A 25,039-nucleotide genomic window follows, 5' to 3' on the forward strand; every position below is an offset into this window, starting at 1 on the left:
CGTGCCAGATCGCGGAAAGGCCGGAATCCCCGGATTTCCAGCGTTGTTCGCAGCCATGCGGCAATTACCTGTGCGGATTTCCGCACAGGCAGCGTTTGCTTGGGCGGAATTTCGCATTACACTGGCGGCGAAGACCCGAGGACAAATGGACAAGCCAGCGCCGGAAGCAGGCACCGATAGCGGCAACGCGGGGACCCTCGGCCGTGACTTGCTGCGCGAGGCAGCAGTGCGGCTACGCGATGGCCGCTGGCTTGTCGTCATCATTGCCCTTGCGGTTCTGGCTGCCGCGATCGCCATTGCCGGCCGCATCGCTTCCGACCAGGCGGCCGACAATCTGCGCGACACAGCGCTTGCCGCCCTGCCGCTGGCGGCGGGCACGCTGACCGGCGAAATCGACAAGCAGCGCCTGGTGCCATTGGTGCTGGCCCGCGACGATGCGGTGCGCGGAGCGCTGCGCCGCGCCGGAAAGATGCGGGAAGCCGCCCTCAACGACAAGCTCAAGGCGATTGCCGGCGATGCCTCGGCCTCCGCCATCTATGTCATCGATACGGCCGGCATCGCCATATCGGCCAGCAATGCCGGCGAGCCGGCGAGCTTTGTCGGCATCGACTACAATTTTCGGCACTATTTCCAGCAAGCGATGGCGAAGGGCGCCGCCAGCCAGTATGGCCTCGGCACGGTCAGCGGCAAGCCCGGCCTGTACCTCGCCAGCCGTGTCGACGATGGCGACAAGCCGCTTGGCGTCGCAGTGCTGAAGGTCGAACTCGACGGCGTCGAAGCCAATTGGCGCTCCAGCGGCTTCCTCGTTTTCGTCACCGACGAACGCGGCGTCGTGCTGGCCACCAGCCAGCCAGAATGGCGCTTTCATGCGCTGGCGCCGCTCTCAACTGGCGCTGCCGCCGCCGCGCATGAGCAGCTTCAGCTGGCCGATGCGGCCTTCGAACCGCTGCCGATACGGCGTGGTGCCGGTGACGGCCTGGCGACGATCGACGGTTCTGGAAAATCGCGCCAGTTCGTCGAAGTGGTGCAGGATCTGCCCGGTGCGGTCCCCGGCTGGCGCCTCTGGCTGCTGACGCCGGCCGATGCCGCCCTCTCGTCCGCCGCCAACACGGCGCGCCTGACAACGCTGCTGGGGCTGTTGCTGACGGGCCTGCTTGCCTACGTGCTCACAAGGCGCCGCCGTACGCGCCGGTTGCGGCAAGAGGCCTTGGCGCGCATGAATGCCGAGCTCGAGAGCCGGGTCAGCACCCGGACGGCCGAGCTGACGCGCTCCAACACGGCACTCGCCGAGGAAATCTCCGAGCGTGAGAGCGCCGAAGCCAAGGTCCGCCGGCTGCGCGACGATCTCGCCCAGGCCAACCGCCTTTCCATCCTTGGCCAGATCGCCGCCGGCGTGGCGCATGAGATCAACCAGCCGGTCGCCGCGATCCGTACCTATGCCGAGAATGCCGGGCGCTTTCTCGAAACCGGCAAGACCGAACCGGCGACCGGCAATCTGGCGTCGATCATCTCNATCGGCGCCATCACCAACACACTGCGCACCTTCGCCCGCCGGCCCGGTGTCGCCGCCTCGCCGCTGCCGGTACGCGAGGCGATCGACGGCGCGCTGTCGCTTCTGTCCGGCCGCATCCGCGATTCCGGCGTCACCATCGTCAAGCCGCTCGGCAACGGCTCGCCGATGGTCATGGCGAGCCGTATCCGGCTGGAGCAGATCCTGGTCAATTTGTTGCAGAATGCGTTGGACGCCATGAAGGATCGGCCCGATCCCCGCATAGAGATCGAACTCGCCGAGCGGGACGACCGGGTGCTGATTTCGGTGCGCGACAACGGTCCCGGCCTCGGTCCTGAAGCGGCCGGCAATCTGTTCATGCCGTTCCAGACCACCAAGGAGAAGGGGCTTGGGCTGGGGCTGGTGATCTCGCAAGAGATCGCCCAGGAATTGGGCGGCACGCTGCGGCTCGATCACGGCAGCGCCAGCGGCCCCGGCAATGGCACTGGTGCATCCTTCACCATCGACTTGAGGCGGATCGAATGACGCAGAAACAAGGATTGGTGGCACTCGTCGACGACGATGCCGACCTGCTTCACGCCACCACGCAATTGCTCGAACTCGCCGGCTTCACCGTGGTCGCGCTCAAGGCGGCCGAGGCAGCGCTTGCTGTCGTCGACCGGGATTTCGACGGTGTGGTCGTCAGCGACATCCGCATGCCCGGCATGAACGGGCTGCAACTGTTCGACCGCATCAAGGCGATCGATCCCGACATACCGGTGATCCTGGTCACCGGGCATGGCGACGTCGATCTTGCGGTGGCCGCGCTCAAGGACGGCGTCTACGATTTTATCCCGAAGCCCTATGCCGGTGACCGCCTCGTCGAGGCGCTGAGACGAGCCTCGGAGAAGCGGCGGCTGGTCGTGGAGAACCGGCGGCTGCGCGAAGCCGCGGCCCAGGCAGCCGACGGCCTGCCGCTGATCGGCGAAGCGCCCGCCATCAGCCGGCTGCGCGAAACCTTGCGCCAGATCGCCGACATGGATGTCGACGTGCTGGTGGAAGGAGAGACCGGGACCGGCAAGGAGGTGGTGGCGGACCTGTTGCACCGGTGGGGCCGGCGCCGGGCAAAACCTTTCGTGGCGCTGAACTGCGGTGCTCTGCCGGAGACCGTCATCGAAAGCGAGCTGTTCGGCCACGAGGCGGGCGCCTTCACTGGCGCGCAGCGGCGGCGCATCGGCCGCATCGAGCATTCCAGCGGCGGCACGCTGTTCCTCGACGAGATCGAATCCATGCCGCCGGCCCTCCAGGTCAAGCTGCTGCGGGTGCTGGAGACACGCAGTCTCACCCCGCTCGGCTCGAATGATGTCAGGCGCATCGATTTGAGGGTCGTGGCGGCGACCAAGGTGGATCTCGGCCAGTCGGACCAGCGCGGCCATTTTCGCGAGGATCTCTATTTCCGCCTCAACGTGGTGACGCTGCGCATCCCGCCGCTGCGCGAGCGGCGCGGCGACATCCCGATGCTGTTCGGTCATTTCCTCGGCAAAGCCGCCGAACGCTTCGGCCGGCCGGTCGCCAGGGTGAATGCCGCGGTGAGCGATCATCTCCAGTCGCATGGTTGGCCCGGCAATGTCCGCGAACTCGCCCATTTCGCCGATCGCGTCGCGCTCGGCCTCGGTCCGGACGATGAGGCGAGGGCGGCTTCTCCGCGATCGCGGGAGCCGGCGGCCCCGTTGCCCGAACGCGTCGGCCACTACGAGGCGCAGCTCATCCGCGAGGCCCTGCGCGATCATGGCGGTGACGTGCGCGGCGCCATCGACGCGCTCGGCGTGCCGCGCAAGACTTTCTACGACAAGCTCAAGCGCTATGGCATTGCCGCGTCGGATTTCCGCAATGGCGGCGACCCGCAAGCTGTTCGAGAGTAGACATAGAAATTGCGCCAGGGCCTTACGCCCGTAACGCTTCAAGCCCACCCAGTCGAGCATTTCGGAAGAGCCATGAACACGACACTTGAAACGACGGCTAAGCCTTTGCCGGAAGACCTCGCCTTTCTCGGCGAACAGCTGACGGCGTTCAACGACGGCGATGTCGGGGCTTCCGAGAGAAAGGCCCTGGCGGTGTTCGTGCGCGACGAGGACGGCGCGGTCGTCGCCGGCATCTCGGGTTACACCGCCTGGGGCTGGCTTTACGTGCAGTGGCTGTGGGTCGACGAAAGGCTGCGCGGCCAGCACATGGCAGGCCAGATGCTGGACGCGGCCGAACAGGAAGCCGTTGCACGCGGCTGCGGGAACGCCTGGATCGACACCTTCAATCCGAACGCCGCCAAGGTCTACCAACGCCAGGGCTACCAGCCCTTCGGCACGCTGGCCGATTTCCCGGTCGGCCGCAGCCGCATCTTCCTGCAGAAGAAACTGGCTTAACCGGCGAGCTTTCCGCCGCGCATCGGTTGCGGCGCGCCGGTGGTGCTCGGAAAACTGATCGGCAGGCCGCGCAGCACGCGCACGGCGAGAAAGGCGAAACACTCGGCCTCCACCGCGTCGCCGCTCCAGCCGAGGCTTTCCGCCTGCACCACCTCGACGCCGGCGCGGCTGGCGAGCATCGCCATCATGGTCGGGTTGTGACGGCCGCCGCCGCTGACCACCAGTTTTTTCGGCCGGCTTGGCAAAAGGTCGAGCGCCTTGCCGACTGCCGCCGCAGTGAAGGCGGTGAGCAGGGCTGCGCCGTCCTCGGCGTCCAGCCCGTCCGCCATCGCAGCGCCAAAATCGAAACGGTCCAGCGATTTTGGATAGGGCTTGGTCAGATAAGGATGCTCCAGCAGCTTGGCGAGCCGGGCCTCGTTGACCTTGCCAGCACGGCCGAGCGCGCCGTCGCGGTCCATTTCGCCGAGCCCCTTCGATTTGATGAAATCGTTGAGCGGCGCGTTGGCGGGGCCGGTGTCGAAGGCAACGACATTGTCGGCGCCGTCCCACCAGGTGACGTTGGCGACGCCGCCGAGGTTGAGCACGGCCACCTCGCCGCTGGCGCCGGCGCTGCGCATCAGCGCGGTGTGATAGGCGGCGGCCAAGGGCGCGCCTTGCCCGCCGGCGCGCATGTCGGCCGAGCGGAAATCATAGGCGACCTTGGTACCCAAGAGGGCGTGCATGAGTTCGCCGTCGCCCAACTGCCGGGTCTGGCCGAGCCGTCCGACCTGCGGCGCGCGATGCAGCACCGTCTGGCCGTGGAAGCCGACGATGCCGATATCGGCCATCGTCATGCCGTAGCCTTCGACCAATTCCTTGACCGCCGCCGACTGGGCGCGCGTCAGCGCTTCCTCGGCCTCGCGGAAGATCGCCGGTTCGGGTCCGACAAAATTCCAGGCCCGCGCCGCCGTCAGCGTCTCTTCCAGCAGGGCGCGGATGGAGGCGGGATAGGGCATCAGCCGATAGGTGCCGAAATCGTCGATGCGCTCGCCATCGGTCTTGATCAGCGCGACGTCGATGTTGCCGTCAAGCACCGTGCCGGTCATCAGGCCGACGGCCCAGATTGGTTCCATGGTCGCTTCCTTAGTCGCTGTTGATGAGATCGCCGACCGCTTGCCGAAGCGCAACGATTCCACTGTCGAAATGACGTGTCGGATGGATCCGGTTGGTGAGCAAGGTCCAGGCCTTGCCTCTGTCGAAATCGATCCACAGTCCAGTGCCGGTGAAGCCGGTATGGCCGACGGTCCCCGGGCTGCACAAGGCGCCGCCGGACCAGCCCTCATACGGACGTTCCCAGCCATGCGTGCGGGTGGCGGACAAGGGCGTGCGCATCAGCGTGATCGAAGGTTCGGAAGCGCCCGTCAGCAGCCCTTGCGCGAAATCGAGTATCGACGCCGCCGTTCCGAACAGGCCAGCATGCCCCGCGCCCTGCAGCGCCGAGCAATTGTCGTCGTGCACCTCGCCGGAGAGCACGCGATGACGCCAGGTGCAGTCCTCCGTCGCGGCTGACGCGTCGGGTTCGGCGGACCAGGCAAATCCCGGGCCGGGATCCATGTCACGGATGGTCTTGCCCGACAGCCGCTCGAGCGCGAAGCCGAGCAGGATGAAATTGATGTCGGAATAAACAGGATCGCGAGCCCGCCATTCGCGCTGCAGGATGAAGGCACGCAGCAGCTCCGGATCGCGTCCGTAAGTGTAGATTGGCTCGACCGCCGGAAACGGCGTCTGGTGCCCGAGGCACTGGCGAAACGTCACCTTCCGCTCCCAGGCCGTCGCGTCATACTGGCGAAGATCCGGCAGCACCGAGATCAGCGGCGCGTCGAGGTCGATCAAACCGGCTTCCGCCAGCGCCAGGATGCGCGGCGTGGTGAAGATGATTTTGGTCAGCGACGCCAGGTCGAACCAAGTGTCGACATGCATCGGTCGCTGCTTCGGCACGAGCTGCGCGGAGCCGATTGAGCGGGTGATGCGTTCGCCATTCCTGTCGACAATGCCAAGCACGCCGCCGGGAATGCGACCCTCCGCTACTGCCGCTTCCAGTGGTTGGAATGCTCGGTCGAAGAGTGGGGCGAGGGGCCTCAATGCTGGCCTCCTGAAAGGCCGCGATCCGTCACACCCCCCTCTGTCCTGCCGGACATCTCCCCCGCAAGGGGGGAGATTGGCAGCTTTGATGTTGCGCCAACCTTCCAACATTTGAGATTGGCGAAAGCCGATGCGGCATCCAATCTCCCCCCTTGAGGGGGAGATGCCCGGCAGGGCAGAGGGGGGTGCTGTCCCGCCGAGTTTGGATGTGTCTGGAGCACAGGCATCACCCTTCCACCCTCGCTCGATGATCCCCGCCGAACTCCTCCCACCGCGCCGGTGCCGGCTCGAACCCCTGCGGGCGCACCAGCGAGGGAACCTGCCGCGTGTCGAGCTCGAAATGCTCGCGCCGCCGCGCGATTGTCGGAACGGCGGCAATCAGCTTCTTCGTATAGGAATGCCGCGGCTTCGACAGCACCGAGGCCGCGTCGCCGACCTCGACGATCTGGCCGGCATAGATGACGGCGATGCGGTGAGCGATCCGCTCGACGACCGCCATGTCGTGCGAGATGAACAGATAGGCCAGCCCGAACTCGCGCTGCAGGTCGACCAGCAATTCAAGCACCTTGGCCTGCACCGAGACGTCCAGCGCCGACACCGCTTCATCCAGCACGACCACGGACGGGTTGAGCATCAGCGCGCGTGCTATGCACAGCCTTTGCCGCTGGCCGCCGGAGAATTCATGCGGATAACGCTCCAGGCTGTTCTTGGGCAGGCCGACGCGTTCCAGCAGGTTCGCCATCCTGGTTCGGGCTTCGGCATTCGCGCGGCCGCTGGTGGCGATCACCGGCTCGGCCAGGATGCTCTCGATGGTCAGCCTTGGGTTGAGCGAAGCGTAGGGGTTCTGGAACACCATCTGCACGGGCTTGGCGCTGTGCTCCGCCGATGCCTTTCGGATGCCGACCGAGAAGTTGCCACGCGTGGAACGTATCAGCCCAAGGACCGCCTTTGCCGTGGTCGACTTGCCCGAGCCGCTCTCGCCGACAATCGCCAGCGTCTCGCCCGGCATCAGGTCGAAGTCGACGCCGTCGACGGCGTGCACCGCGCCGGTGGCGCGGCTGAAGAAATTGCTCTTGAGCGGAAACCGCACGACAAGACCATCGACCTTCAAGGCCGGTTCTGCCCTTGCATCCTCCTTGCGCTGTCCGTCGGCACGCGTCGCCCTGCCGTTGGTGAAATGCGGCACGTCCTGCAGCAGATGCTGCGTGTAGGGATGCTGCGGCCTGTCGAGGATCTGGTTCAGCTCGCCCTGTTCGACGGCCCGTCCGTTCTGCATCACCATCACCTTGTCGGCAATGCCGGCAACCAGGCCGATGTCGTGGGTGATGAAGATCATCGACATGCCGGTCTCGCGCTTCAGCTCGGCCAGCAGCGCCATGATCTGCGCCTGCACGGTGACATCGAGCGCGGTCGTCGGCTCGTCGGCGATCAGCAGGCGTGGATTGCAGGCCAGCGCAATGGCGATCATCACCCGCTGCAGCATGCCGCCCGACAGCTGGTTGGGCGTGTATTTCAGCCGCCGCGCGGCATCGGGAATGCGCACGCGGTCGAGTGCATCCTTGGCCGCGGCCATGGCTTGCCGGCCGGTCAGGCCTCGGTGCAGGCGAAACGATTCCTCGATCTGCGAACCGATGGTCAGCACCGGATTGAGCGAGGTCATCGGCTCCTGGAAGATCATGCCGATCTCGGCGCCCCGAATGCGGATCAGTTGCGGCTCGGTGGCGTCCATCAGGTCGAAGAGGCTGCCGTCGGCGCGCTTCAGCTTCATGGCGCCGCCGGTGATGCGGCCGCCGCCGAAATCGATAAGCCGATTGATCGACAGCGCGGTGACGGATTTGCCCGAGCCGCTTTCCCCGACAATGGCCAGCGTCTCGCCGTCGGCGAGATCGAAGCTGACGCCGCGCACCACCTCATTGGCTTGCGGGTTGCGGCCGAAGCCGACGCGCAGGTCCGATATCGACAGCAAGAGGCTCATGCCGGCGCCCTCCGCATCTTCGGGTCGAGGATGTCCCGCAGCGCGTCGCCAAGCAGGTTGAAGCCGAGGATGCTGATCATGATGGTCAGGCCGGGGAAGATCATCAGCCAGGGCGCGGTCTCCATCAGATTGCGGCTGTCGCTTAGCATCAGGCCGAGCGACGCGGCCGGTGGCTGCGTGCCGAGTCCGAGAAAGCTCAAACCGGCTTCCGTGAGCAATGCCCAGGCCAGCGCCAGCGTCACCTGGACGGTCAATGGCGCCACCAGATTGAGCAGCAGATGCCGCGTCACGATGTAGCTCGAGCTGCTGCCGAAGGTGCGCGCGGCGTCGACGAATTCGCGTGCCTTGAGCGACAAGGCCGGGCCGCGCACCACGCGGGTGAAGATCGGCGTGTAGACGATGCCGATGGCAACGACGCTGGTCCAGGTGCCCGGCCCGGCAACGGTGACGATGAGCAGCGCCAGCAGGATCGCCGGAAAGGCCAGCAGCACATCCATGATCCGCATCACCACGCCGTCCCAGCGGCGGCCGAGCCAGGCGGCGGCTAGGCCCAGAACCGTACCGGCAAGGGCGGCGAAAGCGACCGAGAAGAAGGCGACCGTAAAGGACTGGCCGATGCCCGCCATCAGCCGGCTGGCCACGTCGCGGCCGAACAGGTCGGTGCCCATCCAGTAGGCGGCTCCCGGCGCATGCAGCCGGTCGACGCGGAACTGCGTGATCGGGTTGTGCGGCGTCAGCCCGAGGAGGCCGAGGATAGCGAGCACGAGATAGATGCAGACGATGACACCGCCGATGCGGCCACTGCCATGCCCGAAAATGGCGCGCGGAATGCGCATCATTGCTCTCCCAGCCGGATGCGCGGATCGAGCGCGACATAGGCGAGATCGACCAGGAGGTTGACGATCATGAAGTTGAAGGCGATGAACAGCACGGATCCCTGCACCAGCGCGTAGTCGCGCTGCAGGATCGCGTCGAGCACCATGCGGCCGAGGCCGGGCAGGGCGTAGATCTGCTCTACGATGACGGCGCCGCCCAGGAGATAACCGAACTCGATCCCGCTCAGCGTCACCACCGGGATCAGCGCATTGGGCAGCGCATGCCGCCAGATGACGCTGCGTGCCGACGCGCCTTTGCTGCGGGCGGTGCGCACATAGTCGTCGCTCAACACGTCGAGCATGGCCGAACGCGCTATGCGGGTGACCGACGCCGCAAAGGCGAAGCCGAGCGTGATGGCGGGCAGGATCAGCTGGCTGAGATTGCGCAGCGGATCCTGCCAGAGCGGCGCGAATTCGCCCATCGCCGGCAGCACGCCGAAGCCCGCCGACAGCGTGTAGATGATCAAAAGGCCAAGCACGAAGCTCGGCGTCGACTGGCCGATCATGGCGACGATGCGCACCCCGAGATCGGACGCTTTTTCACTATGCGTGGCGGCGTAGATCCCTGCCGGCAGGCCGACCGCCAGCGCGATGACCATCGACAGCACGGCCAGTTCGAGCGTCAGCGGAAAGCGCTCGAGGATGACGTCGAGCACCGGCCTGCCATAGGTGACGGAGATGCCGAAATTGCCGTACAGGATACCGCCTATCCAGCGCCAGTACTGGACGAACCAGGGCTGGTCGATGCCGAAATAGGCGGCGAGCGAATCCCGTTGCGCCGGCGTCAGCAGGCCGGCTTCCGTCCCCAGCATCGCCGTGATCGAATCGCCCGGCACCATCCGGATCGCCACGAAGACCAGGATGGACACGCCAAGCAGGACAAGAGGAAACGTCGCCAGTCGCCGCATCAGATAGTTCACGCGAAGGATACCTCTCGTCTAGGGCATGATGCCGAAAAGTGTGAAGCGGTTTTCGGACGACATCATGCTCTATCCACTGATCTGGAGGCGGCTACTGCTGGACGGTAACCTTGCTCAGGCTGAACAGCGTGCCCGTCGGGGTCGGCACGAAGCCGGAGACGGTTTTCTGCTGGGCCGTGTAGCTGTAGGACGTGTAGAGCCAGATCCACGGCGACATCTCCGCGAGGTGCTTCTCGAACGCGGCGAAGATCGCCTTGCGTTTGGCCGGATTGGTCTCGGCGCGGCCCTGCTGCATCTGGCTGTCCAGCGTGTCGTCGATGTAGTTCGCCACCTTCTGCAGATTGCCTGCCTTGGTCCAGTAGCGGTTGTACATCGTATAGGGGTCGGCGCGGCCGCCATTGAGCGCGATCGCCATGTCGAAATCGCCCTTCAGCCAGGCGTCGACATAGACGTTGAGCTCCATCATCTTGATGTCGAGCTTGACGCCGATTTCGGCGAGCTGCGACTGGATGACCTGGGCCTCCGCCGCCGCCGTCGGCGGTTCGCCGGTAGCGCCGATCACCGTCGCCGAAAAGCCGTCGGCAAAGCCGGCCTCTTCCATCAGCTTCTTGGCCTTCTCGACGTCGCGCTTGTAGCAGAACAGCTGGCTGGGATCCGTCGCGAGCGCGGGGATGGTCAGCGGGCCGGTGACCTTGCCTTCGCCGAGCGCGGCGGTGTCCAGCACCTCCTGCCGATCGATGGCGCAGGAGATCGCCTGGCGCACCTTGAGCTCGGTCATCGGCTTGCGCGACGGATTGAGCTGCAGCACGTTGTAGGCGAGCACCGGCGCGCGGTTGAGCTGCAGGCTGGCCTCCTTCGGCACCAGCGTGGCGACCAGCGGATCGTTGAGCAGCGCGAAATCAATCTGCTTGCTGCGCATGGCGGCCAGGATCGCCGCTTCATCGGGCAGCACGCTGATCTCGATCCGGTCGACGCCGGTAGCACCCCCGGCCCAGTCCTTGTTGGCGCTCAAGACTTCCTTGGCGTTGGGGTCCCATTTGTCGAGCTTGAACGGACCGGAGCCGAGCGCCTTGGTGCCGATCGAGCCGGCCTTGATCTCGCCGGCCGGGACGATGGCCGCGTTGACGTCGGTCATCGCCGTCAGGATCGGTACGTCGGGCTGCGACAGATGGAACACGACGGTCGCCGGATCAGGCGTGTCGATGCTGGCGATCGACAGGAAATTGGCGCGGGCGGCCGCCCCCGTCTTCTCGTCGAGGATGCGTTCGAACGAGGCCTTGACGTCGGCCGAGGTGACGGTCGTGCCATCCTGGAATTTCGCCTTTGGGTCGAGTTTGAAGGTCAGTTCCTTGCCGTCTTGCGAAAACTGCCAAGACGTGGCGATGGCGGGGATGATCTGCAGGCTGGCATCGACCCGCACCAGCGGCTCATAAATCAGTTCCAGCAGCCGCAGCGACGAAAAGGCCGTCTGCTTGTGCGGGTCAAGCCCGGTGGCGTCCTGCGACCAGGCCATGTGCAGCGTTGCGGCCTGGGCCGAGACCGTCGCGATGCCGAGCATCGCTGCAACCGTGATGCCCGACAGCAGGGTTCTCGTGAAATGCCTTGTCATTTTCGTCTCCCATTATGAGTTGACTTGATGCCTTGCAGTTTCTGCCGACCGCTTCCAGACACACATGCTTCGGAGTATCGGCCCAGTCTATGCGGCCTGACGGCGTCTGTCCCATACGGCTCATGCCTTCCCGTTGCTGATTGCCTTGCGCAGGAATCCTCCAGCCTTGCCGAGCGCTGTCCGCGCTTCCTCGACACCCATGCCGGTGATCGTCACCAGGATCGCCAGCTTCACGTCATTGCCGGTCTGGGTGAGCGCCTGTCTGGCCTGCTGCGCCGGGCAGCCGGTCGTCTGCATGACGATCCTGATCGCCCTCGCCACCAGCTTCCTGTTGGACGGGTTGAGGTCGACCATCAGATTCTCATAGCTCTTGCCGATGCGAATCATCGAGGCCGTGGTCAGCATATTGAGCACAAGCTTCTGCGCGGTTCCCGACTTCAGCCGGGTCGAGCCGGTGAGCACCTCCGGGCCGACGACCGGCGAGATCGCGATGTCGGCGATGCCGGCAATGGTCGATGCCGGATTGCAGGACAGGGCAACCGTGGTTGAGCCCACCTGCCTGGCATAGGTCAGCCCACCGACGACATAGGGCGTGCGCCCGCTGACCGCAATGCCGACGACAACGTCGTCCTGCGTGAGCCCGATCTCCTGCAAGGCCCTGGCGCCCATTTTCGGATCGTCCTCGGCGCCTTCCAATGATCGCACCAAGGCATCGGCACCACCGGCGATCAGGCCAACCACCATACCTTCGGGCACGCCGAAGGTGGGTGGGCATTCGGAGGCGTCGAGAACGCCAAGCCGCCCGCTGGTGCCGGCGCCCAGGTAGATCAGCCGCGCGCCTTTCTGGAAGGCGAGCACGATACAATCGACCGCGGCGGCGATTTCCGGCAGCACCTTTTCGACAGCCGCCGGCACAACCCTGTCCTCGTCATTGATCTTGTGCAGCACGTCGATGGTCGGCAGCAGGTCGATATCGACAGTTCGAGGATTTCGACCCTCGGAAACCAGCCGATCCAGCTCAGACATCAACCCTTGCTCGGTCATTCCAGTGCTTTCAAACCATACGGCGGAGCCAGCGGCGAGGCAGCGCTCTTCGCCTGAAACGCCGCGTACCGCCTATAAGGTCCGTGCTGGCCGCCGTGCTCGCTTTTGTTAACTTTTTAGAATTGAATATTCCTACCGTCAACACATATCTGGAATAGATTATTCCTACGGGGTCAGACGCTAAGCGCCCTTTTGGCAAGGATGATCGCGCCGGATACGGCGTCCCCGTCGGCGGGTTTCAGCCGGCGCCGCACATCGGGAGAAAGCCAGGGCTCGAGCGGACTGGCGAGGCCGCCCAGCAAGGTCACGCGCGGCGCGCCTTTTTCGAACAGCACCCGCACCAGCGTATCGATCTGCTCGGCCGCGCCTTGCACGATACGCCGCCCGGCCGGGTCGCCCTGGTCGGCATGGCGCATCACCATCGGCGCCAGCACGGCGTAGTCCGTGGCGCTGGCGCGGTCCATCCAGGCGACCGCTTCCATGGGATCGCCCTCGAAGCGCTGCATCACCTCGGCCAGCAACGGCGTCCGCTCGTGCCGGTCGTCATGGGCGCGCAGCGCCAGCTGCACGGCTTTCAGGCCAAGATCGGCGCCGCTGCCCTCGTCGGAAATCGGAAAGCCGTAACCGCCGACGCGCAGGTCGCGGCCCTCGACAAAGCCCAGACCGATCGAGCCCGTGCCGGCAATGACGATGGCGCCGTCCTGGCCGGAATGCGCGCCGAGGCAGGCACCGACGCCATCGCTGACGAAATCTATGCTGGCAAAGGGATGCGCGATCGCCCGCAACGCCTCCAGCGCGCCCTTGCGGCCGATACCGGCAAGGCCGATGCCGGCGCTGACACGAGCGGTTTCGTCCGGGCCGAAACCGGCCTCCTCGACCGCCGCGTCAAATGCTCTGGAAATCGAGGCCCAGGCAGCATCGATGCCGAGCCGCGTCGTCGCCGGGCCGGACAGGCCCTGTCCCAGCACGGTTCCATCGGCGTCTTCGATGCGGGCCCGGCAGCCGGTGCCGCCACCATCGACGCCGAGAAAATAGTCGGATCGGCCGCCGCTCATGCGCTCAGCCGCTCGATATCGGCCCCGCAAAGGCGCAGTTTGCGGTCCAGTTGCTCGTAGCCACGGTCGAGGTGATAGACGCGGTTGATGATGGTCTCGCCCTCGGAGACCAACGCCGCCAGCACGAGCGACACCGAAGCGCGCAGGTCGGTGGCCATCACCTGCGCGCCGTGCAGTTTCTCGCCGCCGCGCACCAGCGCCATGGTTCCCTGCAGCTTGATGTTGGCGCCGAGGCGCATCAGCTCGGGCACATGCATGAAGCGGTTTTCGAAAATGGTCTCGCGCAGCAGCGATGCGCCCTTCGCGCAGCACATCAGCGCCATGAACTGCGCCTGCAGGTCGGTCGGAAATCCCGGATAGGGTTCCGTCGTAAGGTCGACCGCCTTAAGCGGCCGGTCGCGCGAGACGATCAGCCCACGGTCGCCGGGCCAGACGCTGACGCCGGTGGCCTCCAGCAATTGCACCACCGAAGCCATGTGCTCGAGCCGGGCATGGGTGAGCTCGAGCTGGCCGCCGGTGATCGCCGCGGCAATGGCATAGGTGCCGGCCTCGATCCGGTCCGGGATGATGTCGTGCCTGGCCGCTTGCCAGGAAGTGTCGCCGGCGATCAGGATGCGGTGCGTGCCGGCGCCCTCGACGCGCGCGCCCATGGCGGTGAGGCAAGCGGCGAGGTCAGCCACTTCCGGCTCGCGCGCCGCGTTGAGGATCTCGGTTTCGCCTTGGGCCGTCGTTGCCGCCATCATGGCGGTTTCCGTTGCCCCGACCGACGGCGAACTGAGCACGATGCGCGTGCCGGTCAGCCCGTTCGGCGCCGACGCGACGATCGAACCGTTTTCGATGGCGATCGTGGCGCCCAAGGCTGCTAGCGACGAAACATGCATATCGACCGGCCGCGCGCCGATGGCGCAGCCGCCCGGCAGCGAAACCCGCGCGTGGCCGAAGCGTGCAAGCAGCGGTGCCAGCACCAGCACCGTCGCCCGCATCTTTCGGACCGTGTCGTAGGACGTTTCCTTGGACACGGCAGTACTGGTATCGATCGTCGCGGCATACGCGGCCCGTGTGACTTCGGCGCCGTGAAGCCGCACGACGCCGAGCATGTTCTCGACGTCGGTCACATCGGGCAGGTTGGTCAGTTCGAGCGGGTATGGGCTGAGCAGGGCGGCCGCGATCTGCGGCAGCGCGGCGTTTTTTGCGCCTGATATGGTGACCGCGCCTTGCAGCCTGTGCCCGCCGACGATCCGCAATCTGTCCATGGCTGAAACCTTGTGCGACGAAAGCCGGGGCGTTCGGGTCTGTTCAGAATCCGGATTTCCACCCGATCCCGTTCGAGAATTAATTCTGCATTCTCGGCTGTCAATCGAAATTGGAATAATTTATTCCTTGGTTCCATAGGCTGCCAGCCAGGAGCGATGACAAATGGCTGTCGGCGTGCGGGACCGAAAAGCGCGAGGCAATCCCTTGTCCATTCTGAACAGGATCAATGCGAAGCTCGACGGCATGGCGACCGGCGATCGCGAGATTGGCCGCTACATCGTCGACAATCCCGACCAGATGCTGCGGCTCTCGACGGCGGCACTTGCGGCCGAGATCGGGCGCAGCCAGTCGAGCGTCGTCAAGTTCAGCCAGAAGCTCGGCTATGCCAGCTACCAGGAACTCAAGCTCGCGGTCAGCGAGGCCAAGGCGCAGGAGTGGCAGGTGCCGGCCGGCGTCATCCACGGGTCGATCGAGGTCGGCGACGGCTACCAGGTGATCCTGAAGAAGCTGATCGGCAGCAAGCTTCTGTCGATGCAGCAGACCGTCGCCGCCAATACGGAGCGCATCATCACCAGGACGCTGGAATTGCTGGATGGCGCGCGCCGCGTCCATCTGGCCGGCGTCGGCGCCTCCTCGCTGGTGGCGCGCGATTTCTCCTACAAGCTGATGAAGCTCGGCCGCAATGTGCTGCATGACAGCGACAGCCACATCCAGATGGCCAATGCCGCGACGCTCGGACCCGGCGACGTGCTGTTCGCGCTCTCCTATTCCGGCGCCAGCATCGAAACCTTGCGCATCGCCGAGCTGGCCCGCAAGCGCGGCACGATGGTGATCGCCGTCACCGGCCTCCACGACAATCCGCTGAGCCGCGTCGCGGACATCTGCCTCTACACCATCGCCGACGAGGAGCGTGCGCGCTCCTCCTCCATCACCGCGCGCGACGCGCAGCTGGCGCTGACCGACCTGTTGTTCATCCTTCTTGTGCAGAGGCAGCCGGACGCCAACGACTATGTCCACAACAGCGAGGCGGCGGTCTCGGTGCTGAAAGCCGAGCGGTCGTAGTAGGGCCTAGACGCTTTCGAGATAGGTCTCGATCTCGAAGTCGCTGACATTGAGGGCGAACGTGTTCAGCTCCTGGCGTTTGCAGGCGATGAAGGAGTCGCGCAGGATCGCCGGGAAGATCTCCGCCACATGCGTTCCGCTTTCGAACGTCGCGATCGCCGACGCCCAGTCCGGCGGCAGCTTGGCTGGGACAACGCCTTGTCCATCGCTGCCTGTCGGCTCGCCCGGCGACATCTGCCTTTCAATGCCGATCAGCGCCGCGCCCAGTATGGCGGCCAGCACGAGATAGGGATTGGCGTCCGCTCCCGACACGCGATGCTCGATGCGGCGCGCGGCGGTCGGGCCGCCGGGAATGCGGATCGCGACCATGCGGTTCTCGTAACCCCAGGCGACAGCGGTCGGCGCATAGGAGCGCGGGCGAAGCCTGCGGTAGGAATTGAAGTGCGGTGCGAACACCAGCGTGCTCTCGGCCATTGCCGCGAGCAGCCCGCCGACCGCGTGGCGCATGGTTTCCGAACCCTGATCGGTGCCGTCGTCGAACACGTTGCGCCCTTCGGCATCGACCACGCTGAAATGGACATGAAAGCCGTTGCCGGCCCGGTCGCCATAGGGTTTTGCCATGAAGCAGGCGGCAAAGCCGTGCTTGCGGGCAATGCCCTTCACCGTGCGCTTGAACAGCACGGCGTCGTCGGCCGCCCGCAGCGCGTCCGCGACATGGTTCAGATTGATCTCGAACTGGCCGACGCCATTTTCGGCGATCGCCGTATCGACGGGGATGCCTTGCGCCCGGCAGGCCTCATAGACGTCGTGGATGAAGGCCTCGAAATCGTCGATCTCGTCGATCGACAGCGCCGCGTCGGAATCGAGGCGCCGCCCAGTGACCGGTGACACCGGCCCGACCGGCCGCTGCGATTGCGGATCGACCAGGTAGAACTCCAGTTCCGTTGCCGCGACCGGGGTCAGGCCAAGCGCCTTGTAGCGGTCGAGGATGCGGGCCAGCGCCCGCCGGGGATCGCCGAGATAGGGCGAACCGTTTTCGTCGGCGAGCCAGAGCGGGACGAGCGCCGTCGGATGCGCCGTCCATTCCACCGGCAGAATGCCGCGTCCCGTCCACTGGCAAAGTCCATCCGCGTCGCCAGTCGAGAAAACCAGCGTGTTGCCCTCGATGTCCTCGCCCCAGATGTCCAGCCCGATCAGCGAATAGGGCATGCGCAGCTTGCCCTCCAGCGCCTTGCGCGCCTGCTCGACGGGGATGCGTTTTCCGCGCATGACGCCGTTGAGGTCGCACACCGCCGCCCTCAGGCTTTGTATGTCGTTTCTGCTTTCAAGCCAGTTCAACACGTCCGCAATTGCATCGCTCAATTTCAAACCTCTGGTTTTCGAAGGTGCCCAAGCCCGGCTGGCTGCGCTATCCCTGGTAAAAATGCTTGTGAGTTTTCGGGAAGCATATCCGGCAGATGCCGGATAGATTTCCTTATTTTTTCAACTCATTAGCGGGGATGTCGGGAGGCATTTCAAAACCAATTTCGCGATCTGCGATCGCAACATAGAGGCAAGAAGGTGGAAAGCCAAGGGGCATTTCTAGGCCCGCAGCTCTTGGGTGGATGCTGGTCCTTCGGCAGGAAGTCTTGATCCCCTTGCGTTGATGGACCGCATGCCTTGCGATTAGCGGAAACATCAATGATTTCGTCATCCACGGGCTTCGCTCCTTGCTCCGCCCTAGGATGACGAGAGGCTTCAGCCAATCTCCAAGGTGGAAAGAACCATAGCCGCCTATCAGAAGTCCCAATCCTAGCTCCTGGATTCCGGAAACCTGGCTTGCCGCAGGATGTGGGCGGCGCCTTCGTCGATGTCGCGAACGATGGCCGCACGGGCGCGCGCGCCGTCCTGGGCCTCGATCGCCGCGACCACCTCCTCGTGATAGTCGATGTCGAGGATGGAGGAGAGGTCGTCCTCGAAGCCCATGGCGAGGTTTCTCAGGAAGGGGCCAACCTGCATCCAGACGGTCTCGATCAGGAAGATCATCTGCTCGTTGCCGCAATGGCGATAGATCGAGAATTTGAAGCCGTGGTTCTTCCTGAGATAGTCGTCGATATCGCCTTCGCGCGCCGCGAGAGTGAGTTCGCTGCAATGGCGTCGGATCGCGCGCAGATTGTTGCCGTTGATGCGTTTGGTCGCAAGTTCGGTCGCCGAGCCTTCGAGGATCGTGCGCACGGCGGTCAATTGCGAGAACCGTTCGGCAGAAATGACGGGCACCTCGACGCTGCCGTTCGGCATCGGGCTCAACGCCCGCAGCGCCTGCAGCCGCATGAAGGCGCTGCGCACCGGCATGTCGCTGGTGCCAAGCTCCTTGGCGAGCTTGCGCGAGGTCAGCCTCTGGCCGGGTGCGAACTGGCCGGACATCAGGGCCCGCACGAGCTCCAGATAGACCTTCTCATGCAAGGGGACGGTGTCGACGGCGCTCAACCCGAATTGTGTTCTGTCGGCCATTGGCGGGGGCGCTACTTCGCTCGTTCTGAAATCTGGCCTGACGACAACAGCCGCGGACGGGGCATGATAGACACTTGGATCATCGACCGGCAAGCCAACGCGCGATGCCGCAGGCGGATGAGGTCTCGGTTCTCGGCCGCCAATGACGCGACTTCCGTGATGCCGCTCGCAGGCGCGAGAACGCTCATCGATCAGGGTTCGCCGGGCCCTTTGCCGCAGCCAGATGCGTCAGCAAATTCTTCGTGATCCTGCCGACGTCGTTCATGGCGTCGCCGGCAGGCAAGGCGCCGCACCAGGCGACCGAACTTGCGCAGAAGATCAGACCGCCCGAATGCAGATGGCGCAGCGTCATCTCCGCGCAGCGCCGCGATGCGCGTTCGTCCGCGCCGCCCTCGTACCAGCGCGTCGCGTCGTGGACGAAGCTGTCGGGGAAGCCGGTCGCGCGGGCAATGACTATCGTATCGGGAGAGGTGCCAAGATGCGGGTCGGTGGCGTCGACCTCGTAGCCGGCAGCACCCCCAAGCACGATGCCCTCGTCGCCGAAGGTCTCGCTGGCGACGTCGTCGAACAGCCATGCCGCGGAAGCGTCATGGCTTTCCGGCGTGCGCGTAAAGGGCCGCGCGGCATCGAAACCCATCAGCGAAATGGCGACGCCGGTCAGCGAGAATTCGCCGAGCCCGCTGGCGCGGAGATAGCCACCCGGCTGGTTGGTGATCGACAGCGATTGTTCGGCGATCGGCCCGTCCCAGGTCCGGGCCGCCTCGAGCGGCGAGCGGCGCAGTTCCATCAGATCGTCCTGGAACGCGACCTTGCCGGCAAAGCCATTGCCGCCGAGATAGGCGATGCTGCCGCCAGCCGCCGCGAACTGGCGCAGCGCATGTTCCATATCGACCGACATGTATTCGGGATGGCTGCCGGTGATGACCGCCCCGTATTCCTCGAGGCCCGCAACGCCCCGCTCATGCAGGTCGCGGTCGGTGATGAGATCGAAGGCGATGCCGTTACTGTGGCAGAAGCGCAGAAAATGCAGGTCGACGGGCAGATTGTGCGGGCAGCCACACAGCGGATAATTGTAGTCGTCGCGCAGCGTCGCCTTCGGCTTTTTGTAGGACGAGATCGACACGCCGCTGAGGTCGCTGTGATAGTCGTAGAGCGATTTCAGATTGTTATCGATGGCGAACCGATGGCCACGGTCTTCGCACATCCATTCGTAGAGATGCGCCGGCAGGAATTCATCGGCATAGGCGAGATAGGTGGCGGTCGGCACCAGGAACAGCAGCGGCGCCCGGCGTGTTGTCGAAGTGATGAAGAAGACGATGCGCTCCGATCCACCCCCATGCCCGACCTCGAAAGCATAAACGCCGGCAGACGCTTCCGCCGGGATCTGCAAATGGTAGGAGGCGGGCCACTGCAGGGCGCCCATATCGTCGTCATGGCAATGCACCGCGTCGTAGTGCGACGGCACCAGCCTTGGATCGAAGCTTGACCCGTCCCAGCGGCGCGAGGTCATGCAGAACGCCGGCTGGTTGACCGGTTCCAGCAAGAGGGCGCTATCGCCACCTGTCGAGGCGACCGGGCCGCTCGGCAGCAGGGTGGGGAAGGTCCAGCCGATGCGCCCGGTTTCGCTTTGCAGCGCGATCGACGAGAATTTGGCGTTGAGCGACCTGACATCGTTTGCCGCGCTGGCGCCGAAGGCCATATCGCCGGACACGGACCAGGGCCGGTCGAATTGACGATACAGGCGAAACGGCGCCAGGAGATCGTCCGAGCTTATCCGTAGTGCTGTCCCGCTGCCATCGGACGAAATCTCGACCGTCAGCCAGGTGTTTGCCGGCAATATCTTTTCAAGCAGCTTGCCGTCATGGCCCCACGTCAGCCGTCCGTCCTCCAACCCGAGACGCAGATTTCCGCTTTCGAATAGCACGCGGGCGCCGTCATTGCGGGTCAAATACACCTCGAAGGCGACACCGGTGATTTCGGTGGCCTTGGCCAGTTCCGACGCCGCGATCTTCAGGAAGGACCCATGATCGAAGTCGCGATGCGACGGGGCATTGCCGGTCGGTTCGACATGCCAGTCCATGAACTCGGCTGTGTCGAGCCGCACGATCCGTACATCGCGCACCTGCCGTGACGAGGAGACATGGAGAGCGATAGGCGTCCCGGCCCCCGTGTGCCAGGGTACCGTGTAGCCTGAAACGGCCATGGCGCCATGATCGACGGGACGTTTCATTTCCGCGATCCCGGCCTGTGTACTTCCTCGGAGGGCATACCGGACAAATCGCTCGCATCCCTGCTTTTCGCAAGCAGCTTTTACAACAATGCGTCTTTCATAGCAGGCGGAATTGTTCGCGCTCATGGCGATCATGGAGCGGGCGACCCAGCCACGTTTTCGAGCGCAAGGCGTCCTGAAAAGCCACCGGACCGCGCCCGATCGCCGGGGCCGGACAGGTCGGTCGCGCGAGGTCGGCCCCTTCATCATAAATCTTGAGCTTGCGCGGACTTGCACCTCTGGCCGCTCTCTGGCTTTTTGGGGTACCCACTTGGGCGGACTGATTCGCGTCGTGCCGCCCGGTTGCATTGCCCTCAAAGGGCATGTGCGGGTGGGCCGTGAAGCGCGCGCAATTCATGAAGGAGAAAGCGGCATGGCAGAGTTCACAAAGCCCGAGATCTCCGAGATGAGACCGAAGATCACCGTCATCGGTGTCGGCGGCGGCGGCGGCAACGCCATCAACAACATGATCGCGGAGCAGCTTCAGGGAACCGAGTTCATTGCCGCCAACACCGATGCGCAGGCGTTGACCATGTCGAAGGCGACGCGGCTGATCCAGCTTGGCGCTCACGTCACCGAGGGGCTGGGCGCCGGATCGCTCCCCGAGATCGGCCGTGCCGCGGCCGAGGAATCGCTCGACGAGATCATGGATCATCTGGCCGGCACGCATATGTGTTTCGTCACCGCCGGTATGGGCGGGGGCACCGGAACCGGCGCTGCGCCGATCATTGCGCAAGCGGCGCGCAAGGCCGGCATCCTGACCGTGGGCGTCGTCACCAAGCCCTTCACCTTCGAGGGCAGGCGCCGCATGCAGATGGCCGAAGAAGGCATCGAGCGGCTGCGCGAGGCCGCCGACACGGTGATCGTGATCCCCAACCAGAACCTGTTCCGGATCGCCGATGCCAAGACCACCTTCGCCGACGCCTTCGTCATTGCCGACCGGGTGCTCTATTCCGGCGTCAGCTGCATCACCGATCTCATCGTCAAGGAAGGCCTGATCAATCTCGACTTCGCCGACGTCAAATCGGTGATGCGCGGCATGGGCCGCGCCATGATGGGAACCGGCGAGGCGTCCGGCGACAGCCGCGCCATGAAGGCGGCGGAAGCCGCGATCGCCAATCCGCTGCTCGACGAGGTGTCGATGAAGGGCGCCAAGGGCGTCCTGGTCTCGATATCGGGCGGCAGGGACATGACCCTGTTCGAGGTCGACGAGGCCGCCACCCGCATCCGCGAGGAGGTTTACGAAGACGCCGATATCATCGTCGGCGCCATCTTCGACAAGAGCATGGAAGGCCGCTTCCGGGTTTCGGTGGTGGCGACCGGTCTCGACCGCGCACTCGGCGTCGGCGACGCCGATGCCGGCATCCAGCATGACCATTCCATGCCGCCCGCCGCGCGGATCTTGCAGTGAGCTGCCCTTTCGGACGTATCCTAGGCGAGACTTGTTTTCCGTGGGGGGAGGCCGCTAAACAGTAGCGTGCATTGCATAGGATCAGGTTGGCCGACGCAAAATTAATGCGGCCGGCAGTATCGATCTATAGCCCGCTGCTGCTACAAGAATCCGTCACGGATGGCCATCTATACTGGCGACCGGCATTCGTTCGAGCGACGAGGGGCGCGGCTTGGAATTTGACTTGAAAACCATCGAGGCGCTTGCGCCCGATCAGGCGTCGTTGAGCGCCGCTTCCAAGTTGACCAAGCAATCGAACTGGCCACGGCTTGAAAAGAACGAGCAGCTGGCGCTCATCTGGGGCGAATGCCAGGGCTCCGGTTCCAATCCCTATCGCGTCGTCGTCGACACCGGCGACCACGGCTACAAATGCACCTGTCCGTCGCGAAAATTTCCCTGCAAGCACACATTGGCGCTGATGTGGATCGCCGCCACCACGCCAGCCAGTTTTGCCGCCGCCGGCGCGACGCCCGAATGGGTGAATGACTGGCTCGGCCGCCGCCGGAAAACCACCTCGCAGGCACCAGCGCCCGGTGCGGGAGGCAAGAGCATCGGCGAGGCCTCGCGCGACGAAGAAAACGATGTTGTCGAGGACGCGGCCTCGGTCGAGCGCCGCGAAGCCGCGCAGCGCAAGCGCGCCCAGGATACGCGCTCCGCGGTCTCGGCGGCTTTGGACGAACTCGATCAATGGATATCGGATCAGTTGCGGCTCGGCCTTGCCGGTTTTGTCGACAACAGCAGTGATCGTTGCCGCCGCATCGCGGCGCGGCTGGTCGACATGAAGGCGACAGCGCTTGCCGGCCGCATCGATGAAATTCCATCCCGGCTGATGGGGTTGCGTAGCGAGGAGCGCCCGGACGCCGCGATTCGCGAACTCGGCAAGCTCGTACTGCTGGCCAAGGCCTGGCGATTGACGCCTGATGATGCTGAGCTGAAGCGGCTGGTATCGAGCTCCGAAAGCCGCGAGCAGGTGCTGGCCAATCCGGATGCGATGCAGATCGAAAGCGCCTGGGAGGTGCTCGGCGAGAAGATCGAAACTCGCCGTGATGGTCTCGTCAGTCACTCGACCTGGCTGCTCGACCTGAACAGCGCCAGTCCGCGATTTGCACTCCTGCTCGACTATTTTCCGGCCTCTGCCGGCCGTCGTTCCAACGCTTTCACACCGGGGGATCGCTTCGATGCCCGGCTGGTCTTTTATCCTGCACGCCAGCCGCTGCGGGCGCTCGTGGTCGATCGCAAAGGCGATATCTCGTCGGGCGAATGGCCGGATTTCGGCTTTGACATAGCCGATCCGCTCGCGGCCCATGTCGCTTACCAGGAAAGAGCCCCCTGGCTCACCGACTGTCCTGTCATGCTGCCGCCCGGCGCGATCCTGAAGGATGATCGGGGCGATGCCTGGTGGCAATCCGCCGATGATCCGCACGGCATCGCCTTGCCGATTGCCGATACCGTCAGCCCGACGTTGCTTGGGCTGGACCTCACGGCGACGGCCGGACTTTGGAGCGGCAGCCGGCTTCTTTTGCTGGCGGCGCAAAGCGGGTTCGGGAGGCTTGATCTGTCGTGAACGAGATCGAGCAGACAGGGCTCGCGACGATGCGCGACAGCTGGATCACCGGTGGGACAAGCTTCGACCTGGCTCCGGCCGCGTGGAAGGAGATTGCCGGCAGTGCAAACCCCGACGAGCGTGAACGCCGGCTGTTGGCGATCGCCGCGCAAGCCCTAGAAATCGCCTTGCGGCCGGCCGCGCCGAAGACGCTGAAGCGGCGCCCGCCGTTGCCCGAGCTTGCCTTGCCGATGCTGCCTGAGCGGCTGCGACCGGTTTTGCGGGCAGCGCTGAAACACGCCGCCGACGCCAGAACCAAGTCGCGTGTGGTGGCCCTCGTCGCCAGCCGCGGCTTCGTGCTGCATCCGATGGACTGGATGCCCGCCGCGTCGGATCAGACCAGCCCGGATGTCTATGCGCCCTGGATCGATTGGCAGGCCGGGGTGGATGGCGAAAAACACACAAGCCTGGAGCAACTGACGGCGCAGAACTGGGACGATTTCTATCCGGCCGCGCGCCGCAGTGCGCTGGCCGATATGCGCCGCACCGCGCCAGCCTCGGCCCGGCAGTTGATCGAAACCAAGGGCCCAAGCGAGCCGGCGGAGGTGAGGCTTGCACTCATCGAACTCATGCACTTCGGCCTCGGATCCGATGACGTGCCCTTCCTGAAAAGCCTGTCCGCCGATCGCTCCGGCAAGGTGCGCGAATTGGCCGGCCGGCTGCTGGCACGGTTGGGCGAGCACGGCCAGCCAGGCGATGGCGGACCGGAAGATCCAGTGGCGGAGCTCGCGGCCTTCATTGCTGAGGGCAAATCCGGCTTCATCCGCCGCCGTACCACCTACACGCCGGCAAAGCTGAAGTCCCCGGCGCAGGAACGCCGCCGCGCCGAACTGTTCGAAACCTGCAATCTGGTTGATCTTGCCGCCCGCTTCGGTGTTACCGAGTCCGACTTCATCGGGGCATGGCAGTTCGGCGCGGACAACAATGCCGATATCCTTGTCGCGCGCATGGCCGCGGCCTCAGGCAGCGATGCCGCGGTCACGCACATGGCAGACACGCTTGTCGCCCAAGGCGGCAAGCCTGCACTCTTCGTGCTCCATTTAATGCCGCGTCTGGACAGAAGCAGAAAGCGTGTCCTGATCAGGCTGATCCTGAAGGACACGCAGCATCTTGGCGCGCTCACCCAAGTCGAAGGCGTCGAAGCGGGCTGGCTGGAATGGGGAGACCTGATAAACGGCAAGACGCTCCCGGCACTTCGCGCCGCCGTTGCGGGAAACGATGACGCCGTGAAGCGAGGCGTTGATCAGCTCCTGGAAACGCTGGGCTTTCTCACTACCGCGGAGGCGGCGGAAAAGTTGATCGGCGATGTCGTCGCGGCCGGCATGGCGCCGGCAGCACCTTCGCTCGGCCTTTTGCGTCTCAACGCTTCCCTGACCGGGCCTTGAACCAACACATGATCACTCCGG

19 protein-coding genes are annotated in these 25,039 nt (G+C 64.8%); 7 read left to right on the forward strand and 12 right to left on the reverse strand.

The features are described 5' to 3' along the window. Nucleotides 1-145 precede the first annotated feature (145 nt). The 3 genes from X743_RS160555 (at nt 146) to X743_RS160545 (ending at nt 3,906) form a co-directional block, all read left to right on the forward strand. Entirely contained in the window at nt 146-2,035 is a 1,890-nt protein-coding gene (locus X743_RS160555; protein ID WP_245264183.1) for a sensor histidine kinase, read from the forward strand. Next, a complete protein-coding gene (locus X743_RS160550) occupies nt 2,032-3,411 on the forward strand; it encodes a sigma-54 dependent transcriptional regulator (RefSeq protein ID WP_023764780.1) in 1,380 nt (459 codons plus the stop codon). Before X743_RS160555 ends, X743_RS160550 begins: the two co-directional genes overlap by 4 nt. Before the next feature lie 72 nt (nt 3,412-3,483). Continuing rightward, nucleotides 3,484-3,906 (forward strand): GNAT family N-acetyltransferase, encoded by a 423-nt coding sequence (locus X743_RS160545; protein WP_023764781.1) that lies wholly within the window; start codon nt 3,484-3,486, stop codon nt 3,904-3,906. Here the strand turns inward: X743_RS160545 and X743_RS160540 are convergent. From X743_RS160540 to murA, 9 genes are all read right to left on the reverse strand, one after another. Continuing rightward, nucleotides 3,903-5,018: an anhydro-N-acetylmuramic acid kinase gene (locus X743_RS160540; protein WP_023764782.1), complete on the reverse strand. Its 1,116-nt coding sequence runs from the start codon at nt 5,016-5,018 to the stop codon at nt 3,903-3,905. The genes X743_RS160545 and X743_RS160540 overlap by 4 nt on opposite strands. Nucleotides 5,019-5,028: 10 nt before the next feature. Next, nucleotides 5,029-6,027, reverse strand: a complete 999-nt coding sequence (locus X743_RS160535; RefSeq protein WP_023764783.1) for a serine hydrolase — start codon at nt 6,025-6,027, stop codon at nt 5,029-5,031. Between the two features lie 226 nt (nt 6,028-6,253). Beyond that, on the reverse strand, nt 6,254-8,002 hold the full coding sequence (locus X743_RS160530; RefSeq protein WP_023764784.1) for an ABC transporter ATP-binding protein: 1,749 nt from the start codon (nt 8,000-8,002) through the stop codon (nt 6,254-6,256). Beyond that, on the reverse strand, nt 7,999-8,838 hold the full coding sequence (locus X743_RS160525) for an ABC transporter permease (protein ID WP_023764785.1): 840 nt from the start codon (nt 8,836-8,838) through the stop codon (nt 7,999-8,001). The genes X743_RS160530 and X743_RS160525 overlap by 4 nt, the downstream gene beginning before the upstream one ends. Then, a complete protein-coding gene (locus X743_RS160520; protein WP_023764786.1) occupies nt 8,838-9,797 on the reverse strand; it encodes an ABC transporter permease in 960 nt (319 codons plus the stop codon). The genes X743_RS160525 and X743_RS160520 overlap by 1 nt, the downstream gene beginning before the upstream one ends. A 91-nt stretch (nt 9,798-9,888) precedes the next feature. Next, nucleotides 9,889-11,406: an ABC transporter substrate-binding protein gene (locus X743_RS160515; protein ID WP_023764787.1), complete on the reverse strand. Its 1,518-nt coding sequence runs from the start codon at nt 11,404-11,406 to the stop codon at nt 9,889-9,891. Nucleotides 11,407-11,526: 120 nt separating this feature from the next. Next, nucleotides 11,527-12,450 carry an N-acetylmuramic acid 6-phosphate etherase gene (murQ, locus tag X743_RS160510; protein WP_023764788.1) on the reverse strand — a complete coding sequence of 308 codons (924 nt, stop codon included), beginning with the start codon at nt 12,448-12,450 and terminating at the stop codon, nt 11,527-11,529. 173 nt (nt 12,451-12,623) lie between these two features. Then, complete coding sequence (locus X743_RS160505) at nt 12,624-13,505, reverse strand: N-acetylglucosamine kinase (protein ID WP_023764789.1); 882 nt, start codon at nt 13,503-13,505, stop codon at nt 12,624-12,626. Next, nucleotides 13,502-14,758: a UDP-N-acetylglucosamine 1-carboxyvinyltransferase gene (murA, locus tag X743_RS160500; RefSeq protein ID WP_023764790.1), complete on the reverse strand. Its 1,257-nt coding sequence runs from the start codon at nt 14,756-14,758 to the stop codon at nt 13,502-13,504. The genes X743_RS160505 and murA overlap by 4 nt, the downstream gene beginning before the upstream one ends. Before the next feature lie 205 nt (nt 14,759-14,963). On the opposite strand from murA, the gene X743_RS160495 reads away from it, so the two are divergent. Further along, nucleotides 14,964-15,821 (forward strand): MurR/RpiR family transcriptional regulator, encoded by an 858-nt coding sequence (locus X743_RS160495; protein WP_023764791.1) that lies wholly within the window; start codon nt 14,964-14,966, stop codon nt 15,819-15,821. Nucleotides 15,822-15,827: 6 nt separating this feature from the next. On the opposite strand, the gene X743_RS160490 is transcribed toward X743_RS160495, so the two are convergent. The 3 genes from X743_RS160490 to X743_RS160480 all read right to left on the reverse strand — a co-directional run bounded on the left by X743_RS160490 (nt 15,828) and on the right by X743_RS160480 (nt 20,541). Continuing rightward, complete coding sequence (locus X743_RS160490; RefSeq protein ID WP_023764792.1) at nt 15,828-17,183, reverse strand: glutamine synthetase family protein; 1,356 nt, start codon at nt 17,181-17,183, stop codon at nt 15,828-15,830. Between the two features lie 429 nt (nt 17,184-17,612). After that, a complete protein-coding gene (locus X743_RS160485) occupies nt 17,613-18,311 on the reverse strand; it encodes a GntR family transcriptional regulator (RefSeq protein WP_023764793.1) in 699 nt (232 codons plus the stop codon). A 184-nt stretch (nt 18,312-18,495) separates the two neighbouring features. Then, nucleotides 18,496-20,541, reverse strand: a complete 2,046-nt coding sequence (locus X743_RS160480; RefSeq protein WP_023764794.1) for a N,N-dimethylformamidase beta subunit family domain-containing protein — start codon at nt 20,539-20,541, stop codon at nt 18,496-18,498. Nucleotides 20,542-20,953: 412 nt separating this feature from the next. Here X743_RS160480 and ftsZ point away from each other — a divergent pair, with 412 nt between their 5' ends. The 3 genes from ftsZ to X743_RS160465 all read left to right on the forward strand — a co-directional run bounded on the left by ftsZ (nt 20,954) and on the right by X743_RS160465 (nt 25,018). Beyond that, a complete protein-coding gene (ftsZ, locus tag X743_RS160475; RefSeq protein WP_023764795.1) occupies nt 20,954-21,991 on the forward strand; it encodes a cell division protein FtsZ in 1,038 nt (345 codons plus the stop codon). A 223-nt stretch (nt 21,992-22,214) separates the two neighbouring features. Further along, a complete protein-coding gene (locus X743_RS160470) occupies nt 22,215-23,594 on the forward strand; it encodes an SWIM zinc finger family protein (protein ID WP_245264184.1) in 1,380 nt (459 codons plus the stop codon). Then, nucleotides 23,591-25,018 carry a DUF5691 domain-containing protein gene (locus X743_RS160465; protein ID WP_023764797.1) on the forward strand — a complete coding sequence of 476 codons (1,428 nt, stop codon included), beginning with the start codon at nt 23,591-23,593 and terminating at the stop codon, nt 25,016-25,018. Before X743_RS160470 ends, X743_RS160465 begins: the two co-directional genes overlap by 4 nt. The last annotated feature ends 21 nt before the right edge of the window (nt 25,019-25,039 follow it).

It is taken from the genome of Mesorhizobium sp. LNHC232B00, from assembly GCF_000502435.1.
Lineage (GTDB): Bacteria > Pseudomonadota > Alphaproteobacteria > Rhizobiales > Rhizobiaceae > Mesorhizobium > Mesorhizobium opportunistum.